The sequence below is a fragment of the Sunxiuqinia sp. sy24 genome, assembly GCF_052677165.1.
The window spans coordinates 161,157-180,664 of the sequence record NZ_JBQYLH010000003.1 but is presented as its reverse complement, the minus strand read 5'-3'; the positions used below and the strand labels follow the sequence as shown (position 1 = coordinate 180,664).

19 protein-coding genes are annotated in these 19,508 nt (G+C 45.7%); 13 read left to right on the top strand and 6 right to left on the bottom strand.

What is annotated here, in order from left to right; all coding sequences use genetic code 11:
• The first annotated feature begins 222 nt into the window (after positions 1-222).
• The gene (locus ACUNWA_RS04415) at positions 223-1,377 is read left to right on the top strand and encodes a hypothetical protein (RefSeq protein WP_445590672.1); all 1,155 of its coding nucleotides are present in this window, start codon (positions 223-225) and stop codon (positions 1,375-1,377) included.
• Positions 1,368-1,886 (top strand): hypothetical protein, encoded by a 519-nt coding sequence (locus ACUNWA_RS04410; protein ID WP_445590671.1) that lies wholly within the window; start codon positions 1,368-1,370, stop codon positions 1,884-1,886. Before ACUNWA_RS04415 ends, ACUNWA_RS04410 begins: the two co-directional genes overlap by 10 nt.
• Here ACUNWA_RS04410 and ACUNWA_RS04405 read toward each other — a convergent pair.
• Entirely contained in the window at positions 1,883-3,751 is a 1,869-nt protein-coding gene (locus tag ACUNWA_RS04405; RefSeq protein ID WP_445590670.1) for an ABC-F family ATP-binding cassette domain-containing protein, read from the bottom strand. The genes ACUNWA_RS04410 and ACUNWA_RS04405 overlap by 4 nt on opposite strands.
• Before the next feature lie 287 nt (positions 3,752-4,038).
• On the opposite strand from ACUNWA_RS04405, the gene ACUNWA_RS04400 reads away from it, so the two are divergent.
• Genes ACUNWA_RS04400 through ACUNWA_RS04385 form a run of 4 tightly spaced genes read left to right on the top strand, consistent with a single transcriptional unit; the run spans position 4,039 to position 8,495 of the window.
• Positions 4,039-4,995, top strand: coding sequence for an NAD(P)H-dependent flavin oxidoreductase (locus ACUNWA_RS04400; protein ID WP_445590669.1), 957 nt, complete (start codon positions 4,039-4,041; stop codon positions 4,993-4,995).
• A gap of 3 nt (positions 4,996-4,998) precedes the next feature.
• Positions 4,999-6,237 (top strand): M16 family metallopeptidase, encoded by a 1,239-nt coding sequence (locus ACUNWA_RS04395; protein ID WP_445590668.1) that lies wholly within the window; start codon positions 4,999-5,001, stop codon positions 6,235-6,237.
• Positions 6,234-7,508, top strand: a complete 1,275-nt coding sequence (locus ACUNWA_RS04390; protein WP_445590667.1) for a M16 family metallopeptidase — start codon at positions 6,234-6,236, stop codon at positions 7,506-7,508. The genes ACUNWA_RS04395 and ACUNWA_RS04390 overlap by 4 nt, the downstream gene beginning before the upstream one ends.
• A gap of 36 nt (positions 7,509-7,544) precedes the next feature.
• A complete protein-coding gene (locus ACUNWA_RS04385) occupies positions 7,545-8,495 on the top strand; it encodes a DMT family transporter (RefSeq protein WP_445590666.1) in 951 nt (316 codons plus the stop codon).
• Here the strand turns inward: ACUNWA_RS04385 and ACUNWA_RS04380 are convergent.
• Positions 8,492-8,923: an SRPBCC family protein gene (locus tag ACUNWA_RS04380; protein WP_445590665.1), complete on the bottom strand. Its 432-nt coding sequence runs from the start codon at positions 8,921-8,923 to the stop codon at positions 8,492-8,494. The two genes, ACUNWA_RS04385 and ACUNWA_RS04380, sit on opposite strands and share 4 nt — an antisense overlap.
• A gap of 216 nt (positions 8,924-9,139) precedes the next feature.
• On the bottom strand, positions 9,140-9,946 hold the full coding sequence (locus tag ACUNWA_RS04375; RefSeq protein WP_445590664.1) for a 3-keto-disaccharide hydrolase: 807 nt from the start codon (positions 9,944-9,946) through the stop codon (positions 9,140-9,142).
• 234 nt (positions 9,947-10,180) lie between these two features.
• On the opposite strand from ACUNWA_RS04375, the gene ACUNWA_RS04370 reads away from it, so the two are divergent.
• The 7 genes from ACUNWA_RS04370 (at position 10,181) to ACUNWA_RS04340 (ending at position 17,135) form a co-directional block, all read left to right on the top strand.
• Positions 10,181-10,795, top strand: coding sequence for a TetR/AcrR family transcriptional regulator (locus tag ACUNWA_RS04370; RefSeq protein ID WP_445590663.1), 615 nt, complete (start codon positions 10,181-10,183; stop codon positions 10,793-10,795).
• 14 nt (positions 10,796-10,809) lie between these two features.
• Entirely contained in the window at positions 10,810-12,078 is a 1,269-nt protein-coding gene (locus tag ACUNWA_RS04365) for a TolC family protein (RefSeq protein ID WP_445590662.1), read from the top strand.
• A 12-nt stretch (positions 12,079-12,090) separates the two neighbouring features.
• Positions 12,091-12,969 (top strand): HlyD family secretion protein, encoded by an 879-nt coding sequence (locus tag ACUNWA_RS04360; protein WP_445590661.1) that lies wholly within the window; start codon positions 12,091-12,093, stop codon positions 12,967-12,969.
• Positions 12,970-13,015: 46 nt separating this feature from the next.
• The gene (locus tag ACUNWA_RS04355; protein WP_445590660.1) at positions 13,016-13,927 is read left to right on the top strand and encodes an ABC transporter ATP-binding protein; all 912 of its coding nucleotides are present in this window, start codon (positions 13,016-13,018) and stop codon (positions 13,925-13,927) included.
• A 36-nt stretch (positions 13,928-13,963) separates the two neighbouring features.
• Positions 13,964-14,752: an ABC transporter ATP-binding protein gene (locus tag ACUNWA_RS04350; protein ID WP_445590659.1), complete on the top strand. Its 789-nt coding sequence runs from the start codon at positions 13,964-13,966 to the stop codon at positions 14,750-14,752.
• Positions 14,753-14,782: 30 nt separating this feature from the next.
• Positions 14,783-15,889: an ABC transporter permease gene (locus tag ACUNWA_RS04345; protein ID WP_445590658.1), complete on the top strand. Its 1,107-nt coding sequence runs from the start codon at positions 14,783-14,785 to the stop codon at positions 15,887-15,889.
• Positions 15,890-16,016: 127 nt separating this feature from the next.
• The gene (locus tag ACUNWA_RS04340; RefSeq protein ID WP_445590657.1) at positions 16,017-17,135 is read left to right on the top strand and encodes an ABC transporter permease; all 1,119 of its coding nucleotides are present in this window, start codon (positions 16,017-16,019) and stop codon (positions 17,133-17,135) included.
• Between the two features lie 26 nt (positions 17,136-17,161).
• Here the strand turns inward: ACUNWA_RS04340 and ybaK are convergent, their stop codons facing one another.
• From ybaK to ACUNWA_RS04325, 3 genes are all read right to left on the bottom strand, one after another.
• Positions 17,162-17,629 (bottom strand): Cys-tRNA(Pro) deacylase, encoded by a 468-nt coding sequence (gene ybaK / locus ACUNWA_RS04335; RefSeq protein ID WP_445590656.1) that lies wholly within the window; start codon positions 17,627-17,629, stop codon positions 17,162-17,164.
• Between the two features lie 73 nt (positions 17,630-17,702).
• Positions 17,703-18,287 carry a TetR/AcrR family transcriptional regulator gene (locus ACUNWA_RS04330; RefSeq protein WP_445590655.1) on the bottom strand — a complete coding sequence of 195 codons (585 nt, stop codon included), beginning with the start codon at positions 18,285-18,287 and terminating at the stop codon, positions 17,703-17,705.
• A gap of 159 nt (positions 18,288-18,446) precedes the next feature.
• A complete protein-coding gene (locus tag ACUNWA_RS04325; protein ID WP_445590654.1) occupies positions 18,447-19,502 on the bottom strand; it encodes a VOC family protein in 1,056 nt (351 codons plus the stop codon).
• Positions 19,503-19,508: the final 6 nt, after the last annotated feature.

Here is a 19,508-nt window from a genome sequence, read left to right as displayed (position 1 = left end):
CCGACAAAATAGTTAAGCAAAAATCCCAAGATATAGGGATTGTGGCAGCCATCGGAAGCAAGTATTTTTGCAGTGTTATTCAATATCTGTAACATGAAACGAGCAGGATAACATTCCATGGACACTCCCGGCAATGATTAAGTCGGAGCAATTGGTACATGGACGTTTCATCTTACGTAAAAAATAAGTCAAACAGTTATAATGAAAATTTCTACTATGAAAATGAGATGGTTACTAGTGTTAATGCTGGCTGGGACTTCAGCATTTTACGCCAACGGTCAAAACACGGCTGAAAAATTATTGGAATCGGAAGACAAGTTGAGTATTGGAGGGTATGCGCAAATCGATTACAATCAGCCTTTATCGTCTGATATTCATCAAAATGGGAAGATGGATATACACCGACTGGTAATGATGTTTGCTTATCGTTTCAACGAGCGGACCCAGTTTGTAACCGAGATTGAATACGAGCATGTTTCAGAGGTCTATGTTGAGCAAGCGTTTTTGAACTACCGGATCAATCCGTGGCTGAACTTTCGGGGTGGGTTGCTTTTAATTCCGATGGGAATTATTAACGAATACCACGAACCTGCCACCTATAACGGGGTTGAACGTCCGAATCTGGACAGTAAAATTATTCCAACAACCTGGCGCGAAATTGGGGCTGGATTCACCGGGAATATTCAGAACCTAAATTTGAAATACCAATTGTATGTGGTGAACGGCTTTAAGAGTTACGATGATGGTGGTGTGCTTCGCGGAACCGATGCCTTGCGCAAAGGACGCCAGAAAGGAGCCGAGTCCATCTTCACTCATCCCAATTTATCAGCCAAGTTTGATTACTATGGAATTCCTGGGCTGAAGTTTGGCTTTAGTGCCTATCTGGGTGAAACCCAGACTAGTTTATACGATGGGATTCCGAAGGATGATGCAACAATGGAGGCCATGGCCGACTCTTCAGTGATTGGCTTGAATATGATAGGTTTTGATACCCGCTATTCAACCAACGGCTGGGTGTTTAAAGGGCAGGTGAACTATGCTTCACTGAACAACACCGATGAGTACAACGCCTTTACAGGAAAAGACTTGGGCAGCGCCTTGTTTGGTTACTACTTGGAAGCCGGATACGATTTGTTGAACCGCAAAGATACCGAACAGAAACTGGTTCCTTTTGCGCGCTATGAAAAGTACAATACCCATCAGGAGGTCGAAGGCATTGCGAAAAAATTAGCTTACGACCGGACGGATATTACGGCCGGTATTGGCTGGTGGATGGCGCCCGGCGCAGTTTTAAAAGCCGACATGCAATGGTTCGGCAATGAGTCTGCTGATGATTATAAAACCCAGTTAAATCTTGGAATTGGTATATGGTTTTAAGAAAACTTAGTATAGCGATGCTTGGCTTGTTGTTTTTGACGACGAGCCAAGCTCCGCTTTTGGGAGCCGATGATGCCGGTTCTAAAAAGCTACTTAAACTCTTGAGTAAAGAACTGCATGTTGAGCGGTCGGAGCTGGCCGTTGAAAAGCTGGAAAGCACTTGTCTGCAAAGTGAATTTGTGGAAGATGTTTCGCGGGTTTTTCATGATAAGAAAGCCATCGGTTTTGTGGTTTCTGGCTTAGGTAAGGGGCGTTACGACACCTTTAACTTCTTGATTTATTATAACGAAGACCGCGAAGTGGTACTGGTGAGTGTAACGGCTTATTATTCCGACCATGGGCATGAAATTACCTCCAAACGCTGGCTGCAACAGTTTAACGGCTACGATGGTGGCGACCTGGACTATGGCGATGAAGTACAGGCTATTTCCGGAGCAACCCTCTCGGCAAGCTCAATTGCGAAAGGTATTCGCGAAATTACTGTGCTTTTGCAGGATTGTAACTTTTAGGCTTTCTCACTCAATTCCAACCAGCGCATTTCCTTCTCGTCCAGCTCATCGGTTAGTGCGGCAAAGCGTTGCGATTTATCGGTGAGCTCCTCGGCTGACAGCTCGCCTGAGTTGAGTGCTTGCTCCAGTTCGCTTTTTTCCGTTTCCAGTTGTGCGATGCTCTGTTCCAGCTGCTCAAATTCGCGCTTTTCGTTGAAGCTCATTTTGGTAACTGTTTTTTTCTTCTGCTTCTCCTGAACCGCTTTCGGCTTGGCGGTGGTCTCAGTCTTTTTGCGGACTTCCTCTTCTGCCTGCATCTGGTTGCGGTAAATGGTGTAGTTGCCGGGGAAGTCGCGGATGTTGCCCTGTCCGTCGAACACAAACAGGTGATCGACAATCTTATCCATAAAATAGCGGTCATGCGATACGATGACCACACAGCCGCCAAATGCAGCCAGGTAATCTTCCAGCACGTTCAGGGTCATAATGTCGAGGTCGTTGGTGGGCTCATCCAGAATCAGAAAGTTGGGGTTGTCCATCAGGATGGTGCACAGGTATAGCCGGCGACGTTCGCCGCCACTCAGCTTCTCCACCAGATTGTATTGTGTTTCGGGTGGAAACAGAAAGCGAGTCAGCAGTTGGCTGGCGGTCATTTTCTGCCCATCTTCAAACTGAATGACTTCCGCGATATTTTTGATGACATCAATGACTTTTTCGTCCGGCTTAAAGTCAATGCCTTGCTGGCGGTAGTAGCCAATGCGGATGGTTTGTCCCCAGTTGGCCGTTCCCGAGTCGGGTGCTATTGCTCCAGTAACGACATTGAGGAAGGTTGATTTGCCAGTTCCGTTTTTACCTACGATGCCTACTTTTTCGAGACGCGAAAATTTATAGCTGAAATCGGTGATGAGTTGCAGGTCGCCGTAGCCTTTCGAAACATGCTCCAACTCCAGGATCTTTTTTCCCATGCGTGAGGAGGCCATGTTCAGTTCCAGGTTATCGTCCTGGCGGCTTTTGCTGGCTTTTTCTTTCAATTCGTGAAACTGATCGACCCGGTATTTCGCTTTGTGGCTGCGCGCTTTAGGCATTCTTCGCATCCACTCCTGTTCGGTACGCAGCAGGTTTTTGGCTTTCTCGGTCGAGGCTTGTTCCTGCTCAATGCGTTCCTGTCTTTTTTCCAGGTAATAGCTGTAATTTCCTTGATAGTCGTAAGTCTGGTTCTGGTCAATTTCGATAATCTCGTTACACACCCGATCCAGAAAATAACGGTCGTGTGTCACCATAAACAAGGTGCAGTTGGTTTTCTCGAGATAAAGTTCCAGCCATTCAATCATGTCCAGATCGAGGTGGTTGGTAGGCTCATCCAGTAACAAGAGGTCGGGCTCGTTCACCAAAACGTTGGCCAGCGCCAATCGTTTCTTTTGTCCGCCGGAAAGCTCGCCCACCCGTTGATCAAAATCCGTGATTTTTAGCTGACTCAGGATTTGCTTAACCCGCACATCGAAATCCCAGGCATTCAGCTCCTCCATTTTCACTGTCAGGCGCTCAATGGCTTCTTGATCCTGATGTTCGATGGCCGCCTCAAATTCGGCAATCACATCCAGCGCCGGGTTGTCCGATCGCAAAGCTTCCTGCAGTACCGTCAGGCTTTCATCCAGGTCCGGATCTTGCCGGAGGTAGCCAATTTTAACATCATTGGTTCGGGTAATCTGCCCTTCATCCGGTGTGTCGAATTCGGCAATAATTTCCATCAAGGTGGTTTTTCCTGCACCATTTTTAGCAATCAATGCAACTTTCTGGTCCTTGAAAATGGTAAAGGAGATGTCTTCGAACAGCATTTGTTCGCCATATCTTTTCGAAATCGATTCGGCCTGCAAATAGGGGGTCATACTTATCTTTCTTTGGGGCAAAAATAGAAATTATAATTGGCAATTGTGGGTTGACTGCAAAGGAGCTGGCAGAATTACCTGTTTTTCCAATCAATAAGGCTCGTTCTCCGCTAGGAGAACGCGAGAGAGTTCAACTAACTGTGTCAATTGTATTTTTTGCTATTACAGTTTTAGCTTGCATCCCGGGACAAGCAAGCTGCATCCAGTTCCCATCATTTGTGCTACCTTTGCATTTTCAATAAAAACCGGTAAGTGCTACTGGTTGAAAACACGAAAGAAAGACAAACATGCAGAATAGAATTACCCAGCTGTTTGGGATTAAATATCCTGTTATTCAGGGTGGAATGGTATGGTGCAGTGGTTGGCGATTGGCTTCGGCTGTCAGTAACCATGGCGGTTTAGGCTTGTTGGGTGCTGGCTCCATGCATCCGGAAACATTGCAGGATCACATTCGGAAAACGAAGAAGGCTACTGACAAACCGTATGGGGTGAATGTGCCTTTGCTTTATCCGCAGATAGAAGAACTAATGGAGGTGATCGTCGCCGAAAAAGTGCCCATTGTATTTACTTCGGCCGGCAGTCCGAAAAAGTGGACGAAGTGGTTGCAAGAACGGGGCATTTTAGTGGCTCATGTGATTGCCAGTTCGTATTTTGCCCAGAAATGTGAAGAAGCAGGCGTTGACGCCATTGTTGCCGAGGGCTTTGAAGCTGGAGGACACAATGGCCGGGAAGAAACCACGACGATGAGTTTGATTCCTGCGGTACGTCAGGCGACCAAACTTCCTTTGTTGGCAGCCGGTGGCATTGGTTGCGGACAAGCCATGTTGGCAGCCATGGCGCTGGGAGCGGATGGCGTGCAGATCGGATCGCGTTTTGCCTTGACACAGGAATCGTCGGCTCACGAAAGTTTCAAACAACTGGTAGCCGGCTTGAGAGAAGGCAGTACCAAGCTGTCGCTGAAAAAGCTGGCCCCCGTACGTCTTATCAAAAATGAATTTTTCAATCGGGTGAACGAAGCCGAACAGCGGGGAGCTGATGCGGAGGAGCTGAGACTCTTGTTAGGAAAAGGACGTGCCAAATTGGGCATGTTTGAAGGGCAGCTGGACGAAGGCGAATTGGAAATTGGCCAAGTGGCGGCTCAGCTAAACGATATTCCTGCGGTGGAGGACGTGATGAACCGCTTAATTTCCGAGTATGAACAAGTGCGCCACGATCTCGCTGATGGCGCTAATTTCTTATTTTAATTTATGATCAAATTTGAACGATATAAGCTCGACAACGGGCTTCAACTAATCATTTACCCCGACTATTCAACGCCCATGGTGGCTTTGGATGTTTGCTATCATGTTGGGGCAAAAAATGAAAGTCCGGAACGAACCGGCTTTGCCCACTTGTTTGAGCACCTCATGTTCGGAGGAACCAAAAATATACCGGATTATGACGATGCGTTGCAGCATGCCGGAGGTGAAAATAATGCGTACACCACTAATGATCTGACCAATTATTATCTGACCCTTCCGAAGGAAAACCTGGAAACAGGCTTTTGGCTGGAGTCGGACCGCATGTTGGAGTTAGATTTCTCGGAAGAAAAACTGAATATTCAGAAAAATGTGGTGATTGAGGAGTTTAAGCAGCGTAATCTGAATCAGCCTTATGGCGATGTTTGGCCCTTGCTGCGTGAACTGGCTTATAAGGTACATCCTTATCAGTGGCAAACCATTGGCAAGGAAATTAGTCATATTGCCGATGCCAGCCTGGAGGATGTGAAGGACTTCTTCTATCGGTTTTACGCGCCCGACAATGCTGCACTGATTTTAAGCGGCCATGTTGATCCGGAAGAATGTCTGAGGCTGGCCAATAAGTGGTTTGGAGGTATTCCCAACCGAAACGTGAATAAGGCGGCTATTCCGCAGGAGCCAAAACAGCAGGAGTTTCGGGAAATGACGGTGGAGCGCGATGTGCCCGATACTGCTTTGTATCTGGCTTTTCATATGGACGACCGCCGGCAGCGCGAATACTATGTTTGCGACCTGATTTCCGATGTGTTGTCGAATGGGAACAGCTCGCGGCTTTATCAGCGATTGATTAAAGAGCAAAAGTTGTTTGTGGAGCTCGATGCTTATGTTTCGGGCGATCACGATCCGGGCTTGTTTATTGTGTCGGGAAAATTGGCTGAGGGCGTAACAATTGCCCAGGCCAAATCGGCCATCTGGAAAGAACTGCACCACATGCAGCAGGAATTGGTTTCGGCTGTAGAGTTGGAGAAAGTAAAGAATAAGCTGGAAGCCAACCTGGTGTACTCACAAATGAATTACCTGAATATGGCGCAGGAGCTGGCTAACTTTGAAAACATTGATCGGGCCGAGCGAATCAATGATCAGATGAATATTTACCGTACGGTAAGTAGTGCCGATCTGATGGTGCAGGCACAGCAGCTATTTCAGGAAACCAATTGTTCACAATTAAATTATTTAGCTAAGAAATGATTGACCGCAAAATACAACCTCCGGTAAGCGAAGCCGGAAAACCCAATATTCTGATTCCGGAAACCAACCAGCTGAGTAACGGATTACCGGTTTCTATTCTGAATGCCGGCACGCAGGACGTGACCCGGCTCGACTTTATTTTCGATGCCGGACTGTGGCATGAAACCAAACCTTTGCAGGCGGCTCTGAGCAATGCTATGCTGCAGGAGGGCAGTCAAAACTATTCGGGTGCTCAGTTGGCTGAAATTATGGATTTCCGAGGTGCCTATATTCAGTTTGCAGTGGATCACCATTCGGGGATCATTAGCCTGATCAGTCTGAATAAACATTTGCCTCATTTGTTGCCGGTTGTCGAAGATCTGCTCAAAAATTCGCTGATGGAAGCGCATGAGTTTGAGACCTTGATCCGACGCCGTAAGCAGCGGTTTTTGCTGGAGAACCAAAAGGTAAAGGTTTTATGTCAGAAGAAGTTCTCGTCTGTTTTATTTGGAGAGGAGCACCCTTATGCACAAACCGTTCAACTGAAGGATTTTGATGCCATCACGCGGGAGGATCTGATGGCTTTTTATTCCGACTTTTACCACTCGGGGAATTGTCGGATTCTGGCTTCCGGAAAAACCGATCCGGGCCTGACAGCCTTGTTGGATACCTACTTTGGCGGCAATGACTGGCAAGGGGCACGAGTAGACTCATTGCAGTTTCCGGTTCATCCTTCAACCCAAGCCATCCATCGGGTTGAGAAGCAGGATGCTATTCAGTCGGGCATCCGCATGGGCCGCTTGGCGGTCAAAAAGAGCCATCCGGATTACCTGGGTTTGCAGGTACTGAATACTCTTTTTGGGGGGTACTTCAGTTCGCGCTTGATGGCTAATATTCGCGAAGAGAAAGGCTATACCTATGGCATAGGTTCTTCGGTAATAAGTCAGCAAGAGGCTGGCTACTGGGTGATTGCCACCGAGACGGATAAATCTTATGAAGAAGCCACCATTCGGGAAGTGTTTCTGGAAATGAAGAAGCTGCGGGAAGAGTTGGTGCCGGAAACAGAGTTGCACCGGGTACGTCAATATTTGCTGGGTGAATTTGTTCGCGATTTTGATGGGCCGTTTGCTCAGGCGCAATCGTTTCAATCTGTCGCTGACTTTGGGCTCGATCATCATTTTCATGAGCAATATTACCAAACATTGATGACGATTAAACCGGTTGATTTGCAGGCCTTGGCTCGAAAATATCTTCGGGAAGAAGATTTTTATACGGTTGTTGCCGGTGCTTAAGCGCTGGTAATCTGTTTATGGATTAATTGAATTTACGTGAGAAACCTTTTTTCGAATACGATATTCTTGGCGATCATAGCTTGTTTGCTATGGTCGTCTGCTTTTGTGGGGGTAAAAATAGGCCTGCAATACCACAGCCCGTTTCAGTTTGCCGGAGTTCGGTTTACCCTTTCCGGCTTGCTGCTGCTTTTGTACTTTAATAATTACAAGGAATACCGGAGGCAGTTGGTTGAAAACCGTAGATTTATTTTGCTTGTCGCCTTCATGCAAACGGTTGTTCAGTATATGTTTTTTTATTCCGGCCTCAATTTGCTGCCAGCCTCCATTTCAGCCTTAATTATTGGTGCTTCGCCCCTATTTATCTCGGTGGTGTCGCATTTTAGTTTTCACAACGATAAGATGGACTGGATGAAAACACTGAGTATTTTGGTGGGCGTTGTGGGGGTTGGAGTCATAACTTTTGGCCGTAGTGAATTGCCTTCGGGGGTTAAAATTAGCCTTTTGGGAATTGCCTTTTTGTTGATAAACAATTTTGTTTCCGGTTTTTCGAATGTGCTGGTCGCGAAAAAGCCGAAGGGCATTTCTCCGACAGTGCTTAGCTCTTCATCGCTTTTCTTTGGAGGGCTTGGACTCATTGTTATTTCTATTCCCCTGGAAGGATTTGGGCTGAAAGCTGTTGAGCCGGAATATTTTTATGCACTGGGATGGTTGAGCTTTTTATCGGCAGCTGCTTTTACAATCTGGTTTACCTTGCTGGAGCGACCAGGTGTGAAAGTGTCGGAACTGAATACCTGGAAATTTCTTGTTCCGGTGGCCGGCGCCTTGCTGAGCTGGGTGCTCATGCCCGATGAATCGCCTGATCTGGTTTCCCTGCTGGGCATGCTGATTATTGCCTGTTCCTTGTTGGTTCTAAACTATTCGAACCGGAAGGCAGCGCGCCAAGCCAAAAGAAAAGCAGAGCAGGCGAAATTGGAAGCAATCCTTTAGTCGGGCTTTTCTGCTTCCAGCTTTAATTCATAGAGGTTTTGAGCCATGCCGTTGGTCAGGTTTTTTTGCATGAATCCGGAGAGCCAGCCTTCCAGGCTTTCTTGAACAAAGACTTGGGTTGATTTTCCGTGTGGCACCAGAATCCAGTTATGAATGGCCTTGATCCAGAGCATTCGGCCGGTCCATCCAAATTCGTTGGGTGAATTGGCTGTATGAATCCGCGACTTTATTTTTAAGCCACCGGCTTTCCATGCAAAATTGGCTCCCGAAACTGCCGGACTTTGCAATGATGCTTCTGTTACTTCGGTTTGCCATTTGGGCCAGTCATTGATGCCTGAGAGTACCTTGTAAACTTTTTCGGCAGGCGCATGTATTAAAATCTGAGTTTCATTGAAGGCCGGTGCCTTTTTGTTGACTTCAATTTTCATATCGCAATTTTGTCTAAAACATACAAGCTCTTTCGATACTTGATTGTTGTGAGCAACTAAGAAATAAGCTTGCGATATTGCATCTTGAAATTCGGCAGCCGGTCCCAACGACTGCTTTTCTTGTTTGTAAAACGAAGTGAAATTCAATGCTCAATACCGAAAGCTACTTCTCCTGTTCGTTAACTTATTTCTGGTTTCATCGGTTGACCTTTTTGATTAGTGACAACAATCGTCACCTAAATTCAGTAACTCCACTTTCCGGAAATCGACCGGATGGCTTTCTGCCTGAAGCGAAATGGAACCTCCTTTGAGCAGTTTATTTCCATCGGGTGGCAATAACTTCTGATAACTGGGATCGCGTTTGTCCAACTGAGGCTGCGTGTATTGCATGACGACCTCACCATCCACCAAATGTTTGATGAGCGAGTCGCCGTAAACTTCAATCTCGGCTGTTACCCATTGGTCGCCATGGTATGTTTTCGACTTGGAATTGATGCAATGATCCAGCACCAGTTTGCCATCCATGACCACATTGGTGCCGGGGGTGCATAAATTCATGGTCGACCGTTCGTCGGTTCCATTACCTCCTAAAAGTTGGACTTCAATCGATGTTGGAAAATCTTGATTTTTCTCCATGCTTTCGGCGCTTTGCCCATGAATCATGATTCCGCTGTTGCGATAGGCCCAGCCCGGACCATTAGCAGCCTGTTCGCCAACAAAGCGGTATTCAATGCGCATCTTATAATGGGAATAATTGTGTTTGTAGAAAAGATGACCAAATTCTCCGTTGAAGGAGTCGTAGGCACCGTATCGTACTTTCAGCATGCCATCTTCAACCTGAAAGGTATTGTTGTAATTTTCGCCTAGCTCATGGCCGGTGATCTTGATTTGCCAGTCATTCAGATCTTTCCCGTTGAATAGTTGAATCCACCCTTTTTCTTTTTGGGGTTGACAAGAACAGAACAGGAAGATAGCAAGTAATCCTGATAGCAGGAATGAAGGTTTTAATTTTACGTTTTTCATTAGACATTATTTAGTTTAAGCGTGAAAATAACAATTTTTTAATTAGCAAACATGATGGATCGGCGATGGCTTCCTATTTGGCTAAAAATTAGATTTAACCACGTGGTTAAATCTTTTGGTTGATTTTCTTGCTAGTTAATTTTCAATCCATTAGTTTTGACCGTGCGGATTAACCGTCTGGTTAAGTTTGCTGATTGGATAATTAGAACTTGAATCGTCAAAAACAAGAAATAGATGAACACCCAGAAAGACACAACCGAAGACAAAATTTTAGAGGCGGCTACCGATGTCTTCGTCCAAAAAGGGATGGAGGGAGCACGCATGCAGGAAATTGCCAACGCTGCTGGAATTAATAAAGCTTTATTGCATTACTATTTTCGAAGCAAAGACAAATTATTCGATGCCATTTTTTCCAAAATTGTAGGCTTTGCTTTTCCAAAAATAAGCCAGATTCTGCAGTCAGATCAACCATTTCAAGCGAAAATAGAGAAAGCTATTGATACCTATTTGGATTTGCTGCTGAAGCATCCGTATTTGCCAGGATTCATTTTGAAGGAAGTAAACCGCGATCCGTCCATGTTTTTTAAACTGGTAATGAAACACGGCTTCGATGTGGAGCCTATCTTTCAAGTTATCCGCGAAGCGATGGATCGGGGAGAGTTGATTCGCATGAAACCGGAGCACTTGCTTGTTAATGTGATTAGCCTGTGTGTGTTTCCTTTTGCAGCAAAGCCTGTAATTGGTTTTGTGGCTTTTAAGGAAGACCCAAAGGCGATACAGGCCTTTTTCGAGGAGCGCAAGCAGGAAGTGAAGCAATTTGTCATTCGAGCCATTCAAGCACACGATTAAAAATAAACATAATTATGGAACGAGTCAATCAATTGGTGCTTTTACTAATGCTGATAGCCCAGACGGCCGGGGCTCAGCAGCCTGTTTCGTTGGAAGATTGTCAGCAGTGGGCCCGCGAATACCATCCGCTGCTGCAGCAAAAAGAACTGTACCAACAAATGAGTGAGCTGAAACTGGAGAACAATGAAACCAATAAGCTGCCTCAAGTGGATTTTAAAGCGCAGGCGACTTACCAGACCGATGTGACCCAAGTGGGCATCTCGTTGCCGAATATGGCGATTCCAGAGCAGTCAAAGGATCAATACAAAATGTACTTAGATGTGAAACAGAATATTTGGGATGGGGGACTGAATAAAGCTAATACGATTTTGGAAGAGGCAAAGGCTGATGCCAACGTGCAGGGAGTGGAAGTGGAGCTGTATCAGGTAAAGGGTCAGGTGAACAGCTTATTTTTCTCCAGTTTTCTGATTCAGCAGAACCGGACGTTACTGGCTAAGAAACAGGAGACCCTGGCAGCGCGTGAGAGTCAGATGCTGTCGGCTGTGAAGAATGGTATGCGTCTGGAGTCTGATTTGGATCAAATCCGGGCCGAACAGGTGAAGGTGAAGCAACAGCAGCTGGAACTGCAATCGCAGCACGAAACCGTGGTGGCTTCATTGGCCATTCTAACGGGGAAACAGCCCAATGACTTGCAACAGCTGGAAATTGAGCCGCAGCAGCTTGATCCAAGTCAATCGCTCAATCGTCCGGAGCTGGCCCTATTTGAAACACAGACTAACCTGCTGACAGCTTCCTCTGGCTTGCTTCAGAAAAAGCGAAATCCCAAGCTGTTTGGCTTTGGGCAAGCGGGCTATGGCCGTCCCGGATTAAACATGCTGAGCGATGATTTCGATAGCTATGCCTTGCTGGGTGTGGGCGTCAGTTGGTCGGTTTTGGATTGGAAGAATACCCGCCGGGAGAAAGAGATCATTCAAATTGAACAGGAATTGGTTATGACGCGGGAACAGCAGTTTGAGCGGAATATTCAGATTGCTTTGGATGGGGAATACCGTAGGATTGAGCAATTAAGAGCTTTGCTTGAAAGCGATCAGGAGCTCATCGACCTGCAAGCCCGTATTACGGCAAGTGCTGCTTCGAAGCTTGAAAACGGAACCATTACCATTTCGGATTACCTGAAGGACCTGAATGCTGAAGTGGCAGCACGAATCGCGCTGGAAAGCCACAAGGTGCGACTGGAAGCGGCTAAGATCAATTATCAGACGATCAAAGGAAATAACCATTAAAAACAAAGAGAAATGAAATTTCAATACCTATGGGCTTTGGCCCTGCTTAGTCTGGTGTCATGCAACGGAAATGATGAACGCTCGGATGCTTATGGAAATTTTGAGACAGAAGAGGTGATTGTTTCTTCGGAAATCGCCGGAAAACTGATCAACTTTGATATTGAACTGGGTGACCAAGTAACCCAAGGGCAGCTGTTGGGTGTGGTTGATACTACCCAATTGGGTTTACAGATCAAACAGCTGATAGCTCAAAAGCAGGCGGTGGCTAGTCAGAAGGTGAACTTGCGCGCGCAGGTTGAGGTGCAGCAGGAGCAGATCAAAAATCTGAAGATTCAGCAAGATCGTGTTCACAAATTATTTGCCGATCGGGCTGCTACCCAGCAGCAGGTTGATGATGTGGACGGGCAGATGCAGGTTGTGCAAAAACAATTGCAAAGTACCAACACGCGTTTTGTTTCCATCAACAGCCAGCTGGATGTGCTGGAGGCTCAGCTGGCCATTGCCAAAGACAAACTGGCGAAATGTTCCATCACGAGCCTAATGGACGGCGTGGTGCTTGAAAAATATGTGGAGCTGGGTGAGCTGGCCGCTCCCGGCAAGGCGGTCGTTAAACTCGGCGACTTGTCGGAGCTCGACTTGCGGGTGTATGTGAGTGGCGCCCAATTGCCTGCTATTCAGTTGGGGCAGCAGGTGGAGGTGTTGATTGATAAAAATAAAACCGAAAATCAGTCGCTGACTGGCAAGGTGAGTTGGATTTCGTCGGAAGCGGAGTTTACACCCAAGATTATTCAAACCAAAGAAGAACGGGTGAAACTAGTTTATGCAGTGAAGGTCAGGGTAAAAAATGATGGTCGCCTGAAAATTGGTATGCCTGGTGAAGTTAATTTTTAGTGATCGTAGAGACGCTTGATTATGATTCTCGAAAAAGAATTATTCAATGATTCGAATAAACAACATCTCAAAATCCTATAAGGATGTTCAAGCCCTTCAGCAGATTTCGTTTGAGGTTGGGGAAGGGGAGCTTTTTGGTTTGATTGGTCCCGATGGTGCTGGCAAAACCACGCTGATGCGAATTCTGATGACTTTGCTCTTGCCCGATGAAGGGCAGGCGCAGATGAATGGATTGGACGTGATTCGTGATTACAAGCAAATTCGGCAGCTGGTAGGTTACATGCCGGGGCGTTTTTCGCTTTACCAGGATTTGTCGGTGGAGGAAAACCTTGCGTTTTTTGCCACCGTTTTTGGAACAAGCATCGCGGAAAATTACGAGCTCATCAAAGATATTTATCAGCAGATTGAACCTTTCAAAAACCGACTGGCAGGGAAGCTTTCCGGAGGGATGAAGCAAAAGTTGGCTTTGTCGTGCGCTTTGATTCACAAGCCTAAAATTCTGGTGTTGGACGAACCAACAACGGGGGTGGATGCCGTGTCGCGTAAAGAGTTTTGGGATATGCTGAACAAGCTGCAAACGCAAGGAATCACGATCCTGGTGTCAACACCATACATGGATGAAGCGGGCTTGTGCGACCGGGTGGCACTGATGCAGAAAGGGGAAATTTTGCGTATTGATCCGCCGGAACAAATTGTAGCAAACTATACGCGCACCTTGTTGGCCGCGCGTTCGACAGAAATGCACCGTCTGATCCTTGATTTGCGCGAATGGGGCCCAATTGACACGGCTTATGCCTTTGGTCAGTTTGCGCATGTTACTCCTAAAACGGAAGGGCTGACGGCCGTTGAGTTGGAGCGTTACCTAAAGGCTAAAAATCATCAACAGTTGCAGGTGCGCCAAATTGTACCTGGCATTGAGGATGTGTTCATGGCCCTGATGGTTGGGGATGAAGAGTAGAGAGTTTGCTTGAATGGTTTATTAAACAAAGAATTGATGAAAATTGAGCCTATAAATACGAAGGTAGGGGATGCAGCAGTCAGCGCCAGAGAGAAGGTAATTGAGGTTCGTAGTCTGGTCAAAAAGTTCGGCAGTTTTGTGGCGAATGACCATTTGAACTTCGAGGTCTATCGAGGCGAAGTCTTTGGCTTTTTGGGAGCCAACGGAGCCGGTAAAACAACAGCTATGCGCATTTTGTGCGGCTTGTCCAGTCCAACCTCCGGCAAATTGTCGGTGGGTGGTTTTGACGTGTACAGGCAAGCCGAGCAGATCAAGCGAAACATTGGCTACATGAGCCAAAAGTTTTCTTTGTACGAGGACATGACTGTTGCCGAAAACATTCGGTTTTATGCGGGGATCTACGGCATTTCGGTCAAACAGCGAAAAGAGAAAGAACGGGTATTGCTGCAAAAGCTGCAGTTGGAGGATGCGCGGGATAAGCTTATTGCCTCGCTGCCGCTGGGCTGGAAACAAAAATTGGCCTTCTCGGTAGCCTTGCTGCACAATCCAAAGATTATTTTTCTGGATGAACCAACCGGAGGTGTCGACCCGATTACCCGACGCCAGTTTTGGGATTTTATTTACGAAGCGGCAGCGGAAGGAAAAACCATTTTTGTAACCACTCATTACATGGACGAAGCTGAATATTGCGATCGGGTTTCCATTATGGTGGATGGCCGGATTGCTGCCCTGGATACGCCTGAAAAATTGAAACAACAATTTCAATCGGAAGATATGAACGGCGTTTTCCTGAAGTTGGCGCGTGGCGCTCAAAATGGGGAGTAAGAAAGAAATGAGCAATTTTGAAACGATAGTATGAAACGTTTTTGGGGATTTGTTAAAAAGGAGTTTTTCCACATTTTTCGGGATGTGCGAACCATGATTATTTTGTTTGGAATACCGATTGCCCAGCTGATGCTGTTTGGAACGGTCATCACCAACGAAATTAAGGATGCGCACCTGGCTATTTACGACCAGTCGAAAGATGAGGTGACTCAGGAAATTACCGCCAAGCTGCTTTCTTCGGGCTATTTCATTCTGGATCAATACCTGGAAAGTACCGAAGATGTGGAAGCTATTTTCAGAAAGGGGAAAGTGAAGGAAGTGTTGGTGTTTGAACCCAATTTCGCACAAACTCTGGAGAAGGAAGGAAAGGCCAATGTGCAGGTGATTGCCGATGCGTCTGACCCCAATATTGGGAAGCTGTTGGCCAGTTATACTTCTGGAATCATCAACGATTATATCCTGAAGGAGATGGGTGAACTGAAGCTTCCGATGCAACTGGAGCCGGAAGTACGCATGTTTTACAACGAAGGGCTGCGGTCGGTGTATATGTTTGTGCCGGGCATTATGGCTATGATTCTAATGTTGATTTCAGCCATGATGACTTCCATTTCCATCACCCGCGAAAAGGAGTTGGGAACCATGGAAATTTTATTGATTTCGCCTTTACGTCCGGTGCAAATTATTTTGGGTAAAGTGGCGCCTTACCTGGGCTTATCCATTATCAACGCGTTTGTTATATTGCTGATTGGTCATTGGGTATTTGGGGTGCCCATTGCAGGTAGCTGGGTGTTGCTCATGGCCGAAAGCATTCTGTTTATTCTGATGGCGCTGTGTCTGGGGATTCTTATTTCTACCGTTTCTAAAAACCAGATGGTTGCCATGTTTATTTCCATGATTGCGTTGATGTTACCCACTATTTTGCTGTCGGGATTTATTTTCCCGATTGAAAACATGCCCATGCCTTTGCAAATCATTTCGCACCTGATGCCACCGCGCTGGTTTATTGTCATTTTAAAAAATGTGATGCTGAAAGGAACTGGTTTCGCGTATGTGTGGAAGGAAACTTTGATTCTGCTGGGCATGGCCGTTGTGTTTACTGCCATTGCCGTGAAGAAATTTAAAACGCGGTTGGAATAAAACTGTAGATCAACGAAGAAATAACGATTAGAATGAGAAAAAAACAGTTCAATACCAGGGAAGATGCCGGGAGGCGATTGGCTTCAAGAACTTTCAATTATTTTTAACAGCCTTCAAGAATTGAGTTATGAGAACTTTACGCTATATTCTTCAGAAAGAATTTATTCAGGTTTTTCGAAATAAAACCATGTTGCCTATGATTTTTGTGCTGCCGCTGGTGCAAATGCTGGTGCTTGTTTTTGCAGCCACGTACGACCTGAAAAATGTTGATCTTTACCTTGTCAATCAAGACCAGTCGGAAATTTCGCGTGAGCTGGTGGCAAAGTTTGAAGCGTCGCCATTTTTCCGGATCTACGATGCTTCTTTTGATGTGACGGATGCTGAAAACAGCTTCAAGAAAGAAGCTGCCGATTTTGTGCTGATCATCCCGCAGGATTTTGAGCGGGCACTGGTTCGGGAGGATGAAGCCAAGGTTGAATTGCTGATCAATGCCATTGATGGCAACAAAGCTTCGCTGATTTATTCTTACGCTCGTGGGATTTTTACAGGTTTTAACCGCGAAATTATTGCCGAATGGAAAAGCCTGCCGGAGTTTAATCCGCCCATGCAAGTCCGGTTGAAAGATACGTATTGGTTCAATCCGGAGCTGGATTATAAATGGTATATGGCGCCTGGTATTCTGGCGATTCTGGTCACCATTATTGGCATGTTTTTATCGGGGATGAATCTGGTGCGTGAAAAGGAAATGGGAACCATTGAGCAGTTGAATGTGACACCGATCAAAAAATATCAGTTTATTTTGGGTAAGCTGCTGCCTTTTCTGGTAATTGCTTTGTTCGACCTTGCTTTTGGTTTATTGATTGCCCGGCTTGTTTTCAACCTGCCTATTGTCGGAAGTCTTCCTTTGTTGTTTGGTTTTGCTGCCCTTTATCTGGTGGGCGTGTTGGGGCTGGGGCTGTTTATTTCCACCGTAACGGAAACACAGCAGCAGGTCATGTTTGTGACTTTCTTTTTTATGATGATCTTTATTTTGATGGGTGGTATTTTTACGCCGGTTGAGAGCATGCCGAAGTGGGCGCAGTGGCTCGATCGCATCAATCCGATTTATTATTTTATGCGCATTATGCGAATGGTGGTTTTAAAGGGGTCCGGCTTTTTTGATTTATGGCAGGAATTTGTTTCGCTGCTGATTATTGGAACTTCCTTTTTGGGCTTGTCTATCTGGCGTTATCGAAAAACAAGCTAATGCAAGTTAGGGCGAATTTTAAAGATTCAGATTAAATTGCACACTTCAGCCTGGGTGGCAGTTATCAGATCGTTGGGATGTAGCTTGAGTTGAAGGCCACGTTTGCCGGCGCTCACATAAATAAAGTCATGTTGCCGGCAGCTTTCATGAATAAAGATGGGGTAGGGTTTTTTCATGCCCAGAGGCGAGCAGCCCCCACGAATGTAGCCGGTTAGCGGAAGCAGCTCTTTTAAAGCGATCATTTCCGTTTTTTTGTTACCTGAAATCAGTGCCGCCTTTTTCAGGTTTACTTCGGCCTGCCCCGGAATAACGGCGATGAAAATGCCGGTTGCATTTCCTCGAAGAACCAGTGTTTTGAATACTTGCTCGATGTTTTGTCCTAATTTTTGGGCGAGGGTTACCGCACTCAGATCATTTTCATCCACGGGGTAAGGTACCAGTTCAAAGTCAATTTTATTGGAGTCCAGTATGCGGGCGGCATTAGTCTTTTTCATGTTGTTGCAAATCGAGATTGCACGAACCAATCAATTTTAACAGAAAGTACTGGATGAATGGAATTTTAGTCAGTTAGCTAAATACTTTGGGTGTAATTAAATTAACAAATCGTATCATTTTTTCTTCATTGTAAAAGCCCTCTTTTTCCAAGCTGTATTGTACAATACCGCAAAATGAAGACAGGAACATTTCGCTAAGCCAGGGAATGTCTTCGCGGTTGCTTGTTGAGTATTCACCGGAATCGTAGCCATCTTCTAAAATTCGAATGATGTAGGCTTGCTCGAATTCCATCATGCTTAAAAAGTGTTTTCTGGACACGCCAAGCGAAGTGTAATCTTGTTTCATCAGCCGAAACAGGTTCGCCTTTTTTGAAACCTCTTTATGAAACTCAATCACGTAAGTCTTTATCTTAGCAACCATTCCTTTCTGCTCTTCAACCTTGCTTTTTACCAGTTTTCGAAGGTTCATCATTTCCATTTTTATTACGGCTTCAAAGACCTCATCTTTGCTTTTAAAGTAGTGATAAAGCGTGCTTTTAGCTTTTCCGCAGGCGGCAGCAATTTCATCCATGGTTGTTTTTCTCATCCCGAATTGCTGGAATAATTTCTGTGCTTCAATTAAGATTTCGTGTTTTATTTGTTCGTCTTTTTCTGTCATCTGGTTTCGACTATTTTGGTTTTTTAGTAGCAAAAATACGATAAAATCTAAAGACCAGGCATTGTTTGAGGAAATAAAAAACTTTTTGCACCAAAAATGTTTCCTGTCAGAGATAGGGTTACCATTGACGAATCGGTGAATCGCCAATGGTTTATATGCTTAGTTTTTTACTCGGCTAAAACGTAGGGTTTTAAGCATCCAGTCGGGAAGCGATTTTTTGGGGTCGCGTCCTTTGAGGTTGATGAACAAACCCAGCTTTTCGATAATGGGAAGTTTATGTGTTTCCACAAATTCAATGGGTGTGCCATCCGGATCGGAAATGTAAGAAAAGTGGCCGGCAGCTGTTCCCATGTCAAAGCTGTTGGCGCTATTAACCGTAAAGGAAAAGCCTTTTTGCTCGCATTCTTTTTGTAGAAGCTCCATGCCCATAATGTCGAAGCACAGGTGGATGTACCCGAGTTCACCCCAAATTCGATCTTGAAAAATTTTCTTGGGCGTTCGATCCACGGGCTGGATGAGTTCAATTTGTGTCGGTCCCAACAATCGGCTGAAGGGGCCGGTGCGCGGCTGGTGTTTCAGTAGGGTGCGCCGGTATTTTTCGGTTCCTCCAGGCAAGGTTGCCAGATCTTCAAATTGGCCGGTTTTGTCATAAACGACTTGGTCGTACTGAAGAATGTCGGCATAGACTTTTTTAGCCTTGTCGATATCGGAAACACCAATAACCACGCCTGCTACGCCGCCTGTCATTGACTTTTGCTTCATGAAAAAGTGCTTGTCTTCCACAATTTCGAAAAGGTTGTTGTACGGATCGCGAAGATAATAATGTCGGTTTTCGTGAGGATCGTGGCTTAATGAGCCTAAGATGTTGAGTCCTTCGGCCTGATGATGCGTAAATGCTTTTTGAATGTCGCGGCATTTCAACTTGCAGATAAATATTCCGCAATCGCCTAGCTGTGCATCAAAAACAGGAGCTTTTGGATCTATGCCGGTGTGTTGCCAGATTTCGAATCCTCCACCGCCTTCCATATTCATGGCCAGCGCAGCATATCGTTCGCACTCTTGTCCGTTGGTATAATGGAGCATTAACTTGGCTGTAGCGGTATCTTCAAACACGTTAATATCCATTCCAAACGCTTTGCGATACCACTTCCAGGAAGCTTTGGCATCTCTTACTCCAATTCCAACTTGTTGTATGCCGCAAATGTTTTTCTTCATAATCCG

Excerpts from the sequence above, each read along its gene's own strand:
- ACUNWA_RS04415 (WP_445590672.1), top strand. The coding sequence starts at position 223 with ATGAGATGGTTACTAGTGTTAATGCTGGCTGGGACTTCAGCATTTTAC.
- ACUNWA_RS04410 (WP_445590671.1), top strand. The coding sequence starts at position 1,368 with ATGGTTTTAAGAAAACTTAGTATAGCGATGCTTGGCTTGTTGTTTTTG.
- ACUNWA_RS04405 (WP_445590670.1), bottom strand. The coding sequence starts at position 3,751 with ATGACCCCCTATTTGCAGGCCGAATCGATTTCGAAAAGATATGGCGAA.
- ACUNWA_RS04400 (WP_445590669.1), top strand. The coding sequence starts at position 4,039 with ATGCAGAATAGAATTACCCAGCTGTTTGGGATTAAATATCCTGTTATT.
- ACUNWA_RS04395 (WP_445590668.1), top strand. The coding sequence starts at position 4,999 with ATGATCAAATTTGAACGATATAAGCTCGACAACGGGCTTCAACTAATC.
- ACUNWA_RS04390 (WP_445590667.1), top strand. The coding sequence starts at position 6,234 with ATGATTGACCGCAAAATACAACCTCCGGTAAGCGAAGCCGGAAAACCC.
- ACUNWA_RS04380 (WP_445590665.1), bottom strand. The coding sequence starts at position 8,923 with ATGAAAATTGAAGTCAACAAAAAGGCACCGGCCTTCAATGAAACTCAG.
- ACUNWA_RS04375 (WP_445590664.1), bottom strand. The coding sequence starts at position 9,946 with ATGAAAAACGTAAAATTAAAACCTTCATTCCTGCTATCAGGATTACTT.
- ACUNWA_RS04370 (WP_445590663.1), top strand. The coding sequence starts at position 10,181 with ATGAACACCCAGAAAGACACAACCGAAGACAAAATTTTAGAGGCGGCT.
- ACUNWA_RS04365 (WP_445590662.1), top strand. The coding sequence starts at position 10,810 with ATGGAACGAGTCAATCAATTGGTGCTTTTACTAATGCTGATAGCCCAG.
- ACUNWA_RS04360 (WP_445590661.1), top strand. The coding sequence starts at position 12,091 with ATGAAATTTCAATACCTATGGGCTTTGGCCCTGCTTAGTCTGGTGTCA.
- ACUNWA_RS04355 (WP_445590660.1), top strand. The coding sequence starts at position 13,016 with ATGATTCGAATAAACAACATCTCAAAATCCTATAAGGATGTTCAAGCC.
- ACUNWA_RS04350 (WP_445590659.1), top strand. The coding sequence starts at position 13,964 with ATGAAAATTGAGCCTATAAATACGAAGGTAGGGGATGCAGCAGTCAGC.
- ACUNWA_RS04345 (WP_445590658.1), top strand. The coding sequence starts at position 14,783 with ATGAAACGTTTTTGGGGATTTGTTAAAAAGGAGTTTTTCCACATTTTT.
- ACUNWA_RS04340 (WP_445590657.1), top strand. The coding sequence starts at position 16,017 with ATGAGAACTTTACGCTATATTCTTCAGAAAGAATTTATTCAGGTTTTT.
- ybaK (WP_445590656.1), bottom strand. The coding sequence starts at position 17,629 with ATGAAAAAGACTAATGCCGCCCGCATACTGGACTCCAATAAAATTGAC.
- ACUNWA_RS04330 (WP_445590655.1), bottom strand. The coding sequence starts at position 18,287 with ATGACAGAAAAAGACGAACAAATAAAACACGAAATCTTAATTGAAGCA.
- ACUNWA_RS04325 (WP_445590654.1), bottom strand. The coding sequence starts at position 19,502 with ATGAAGAAAAACATTTGCGGCATACAACAAGTTGGAATTGGAGTAAGA.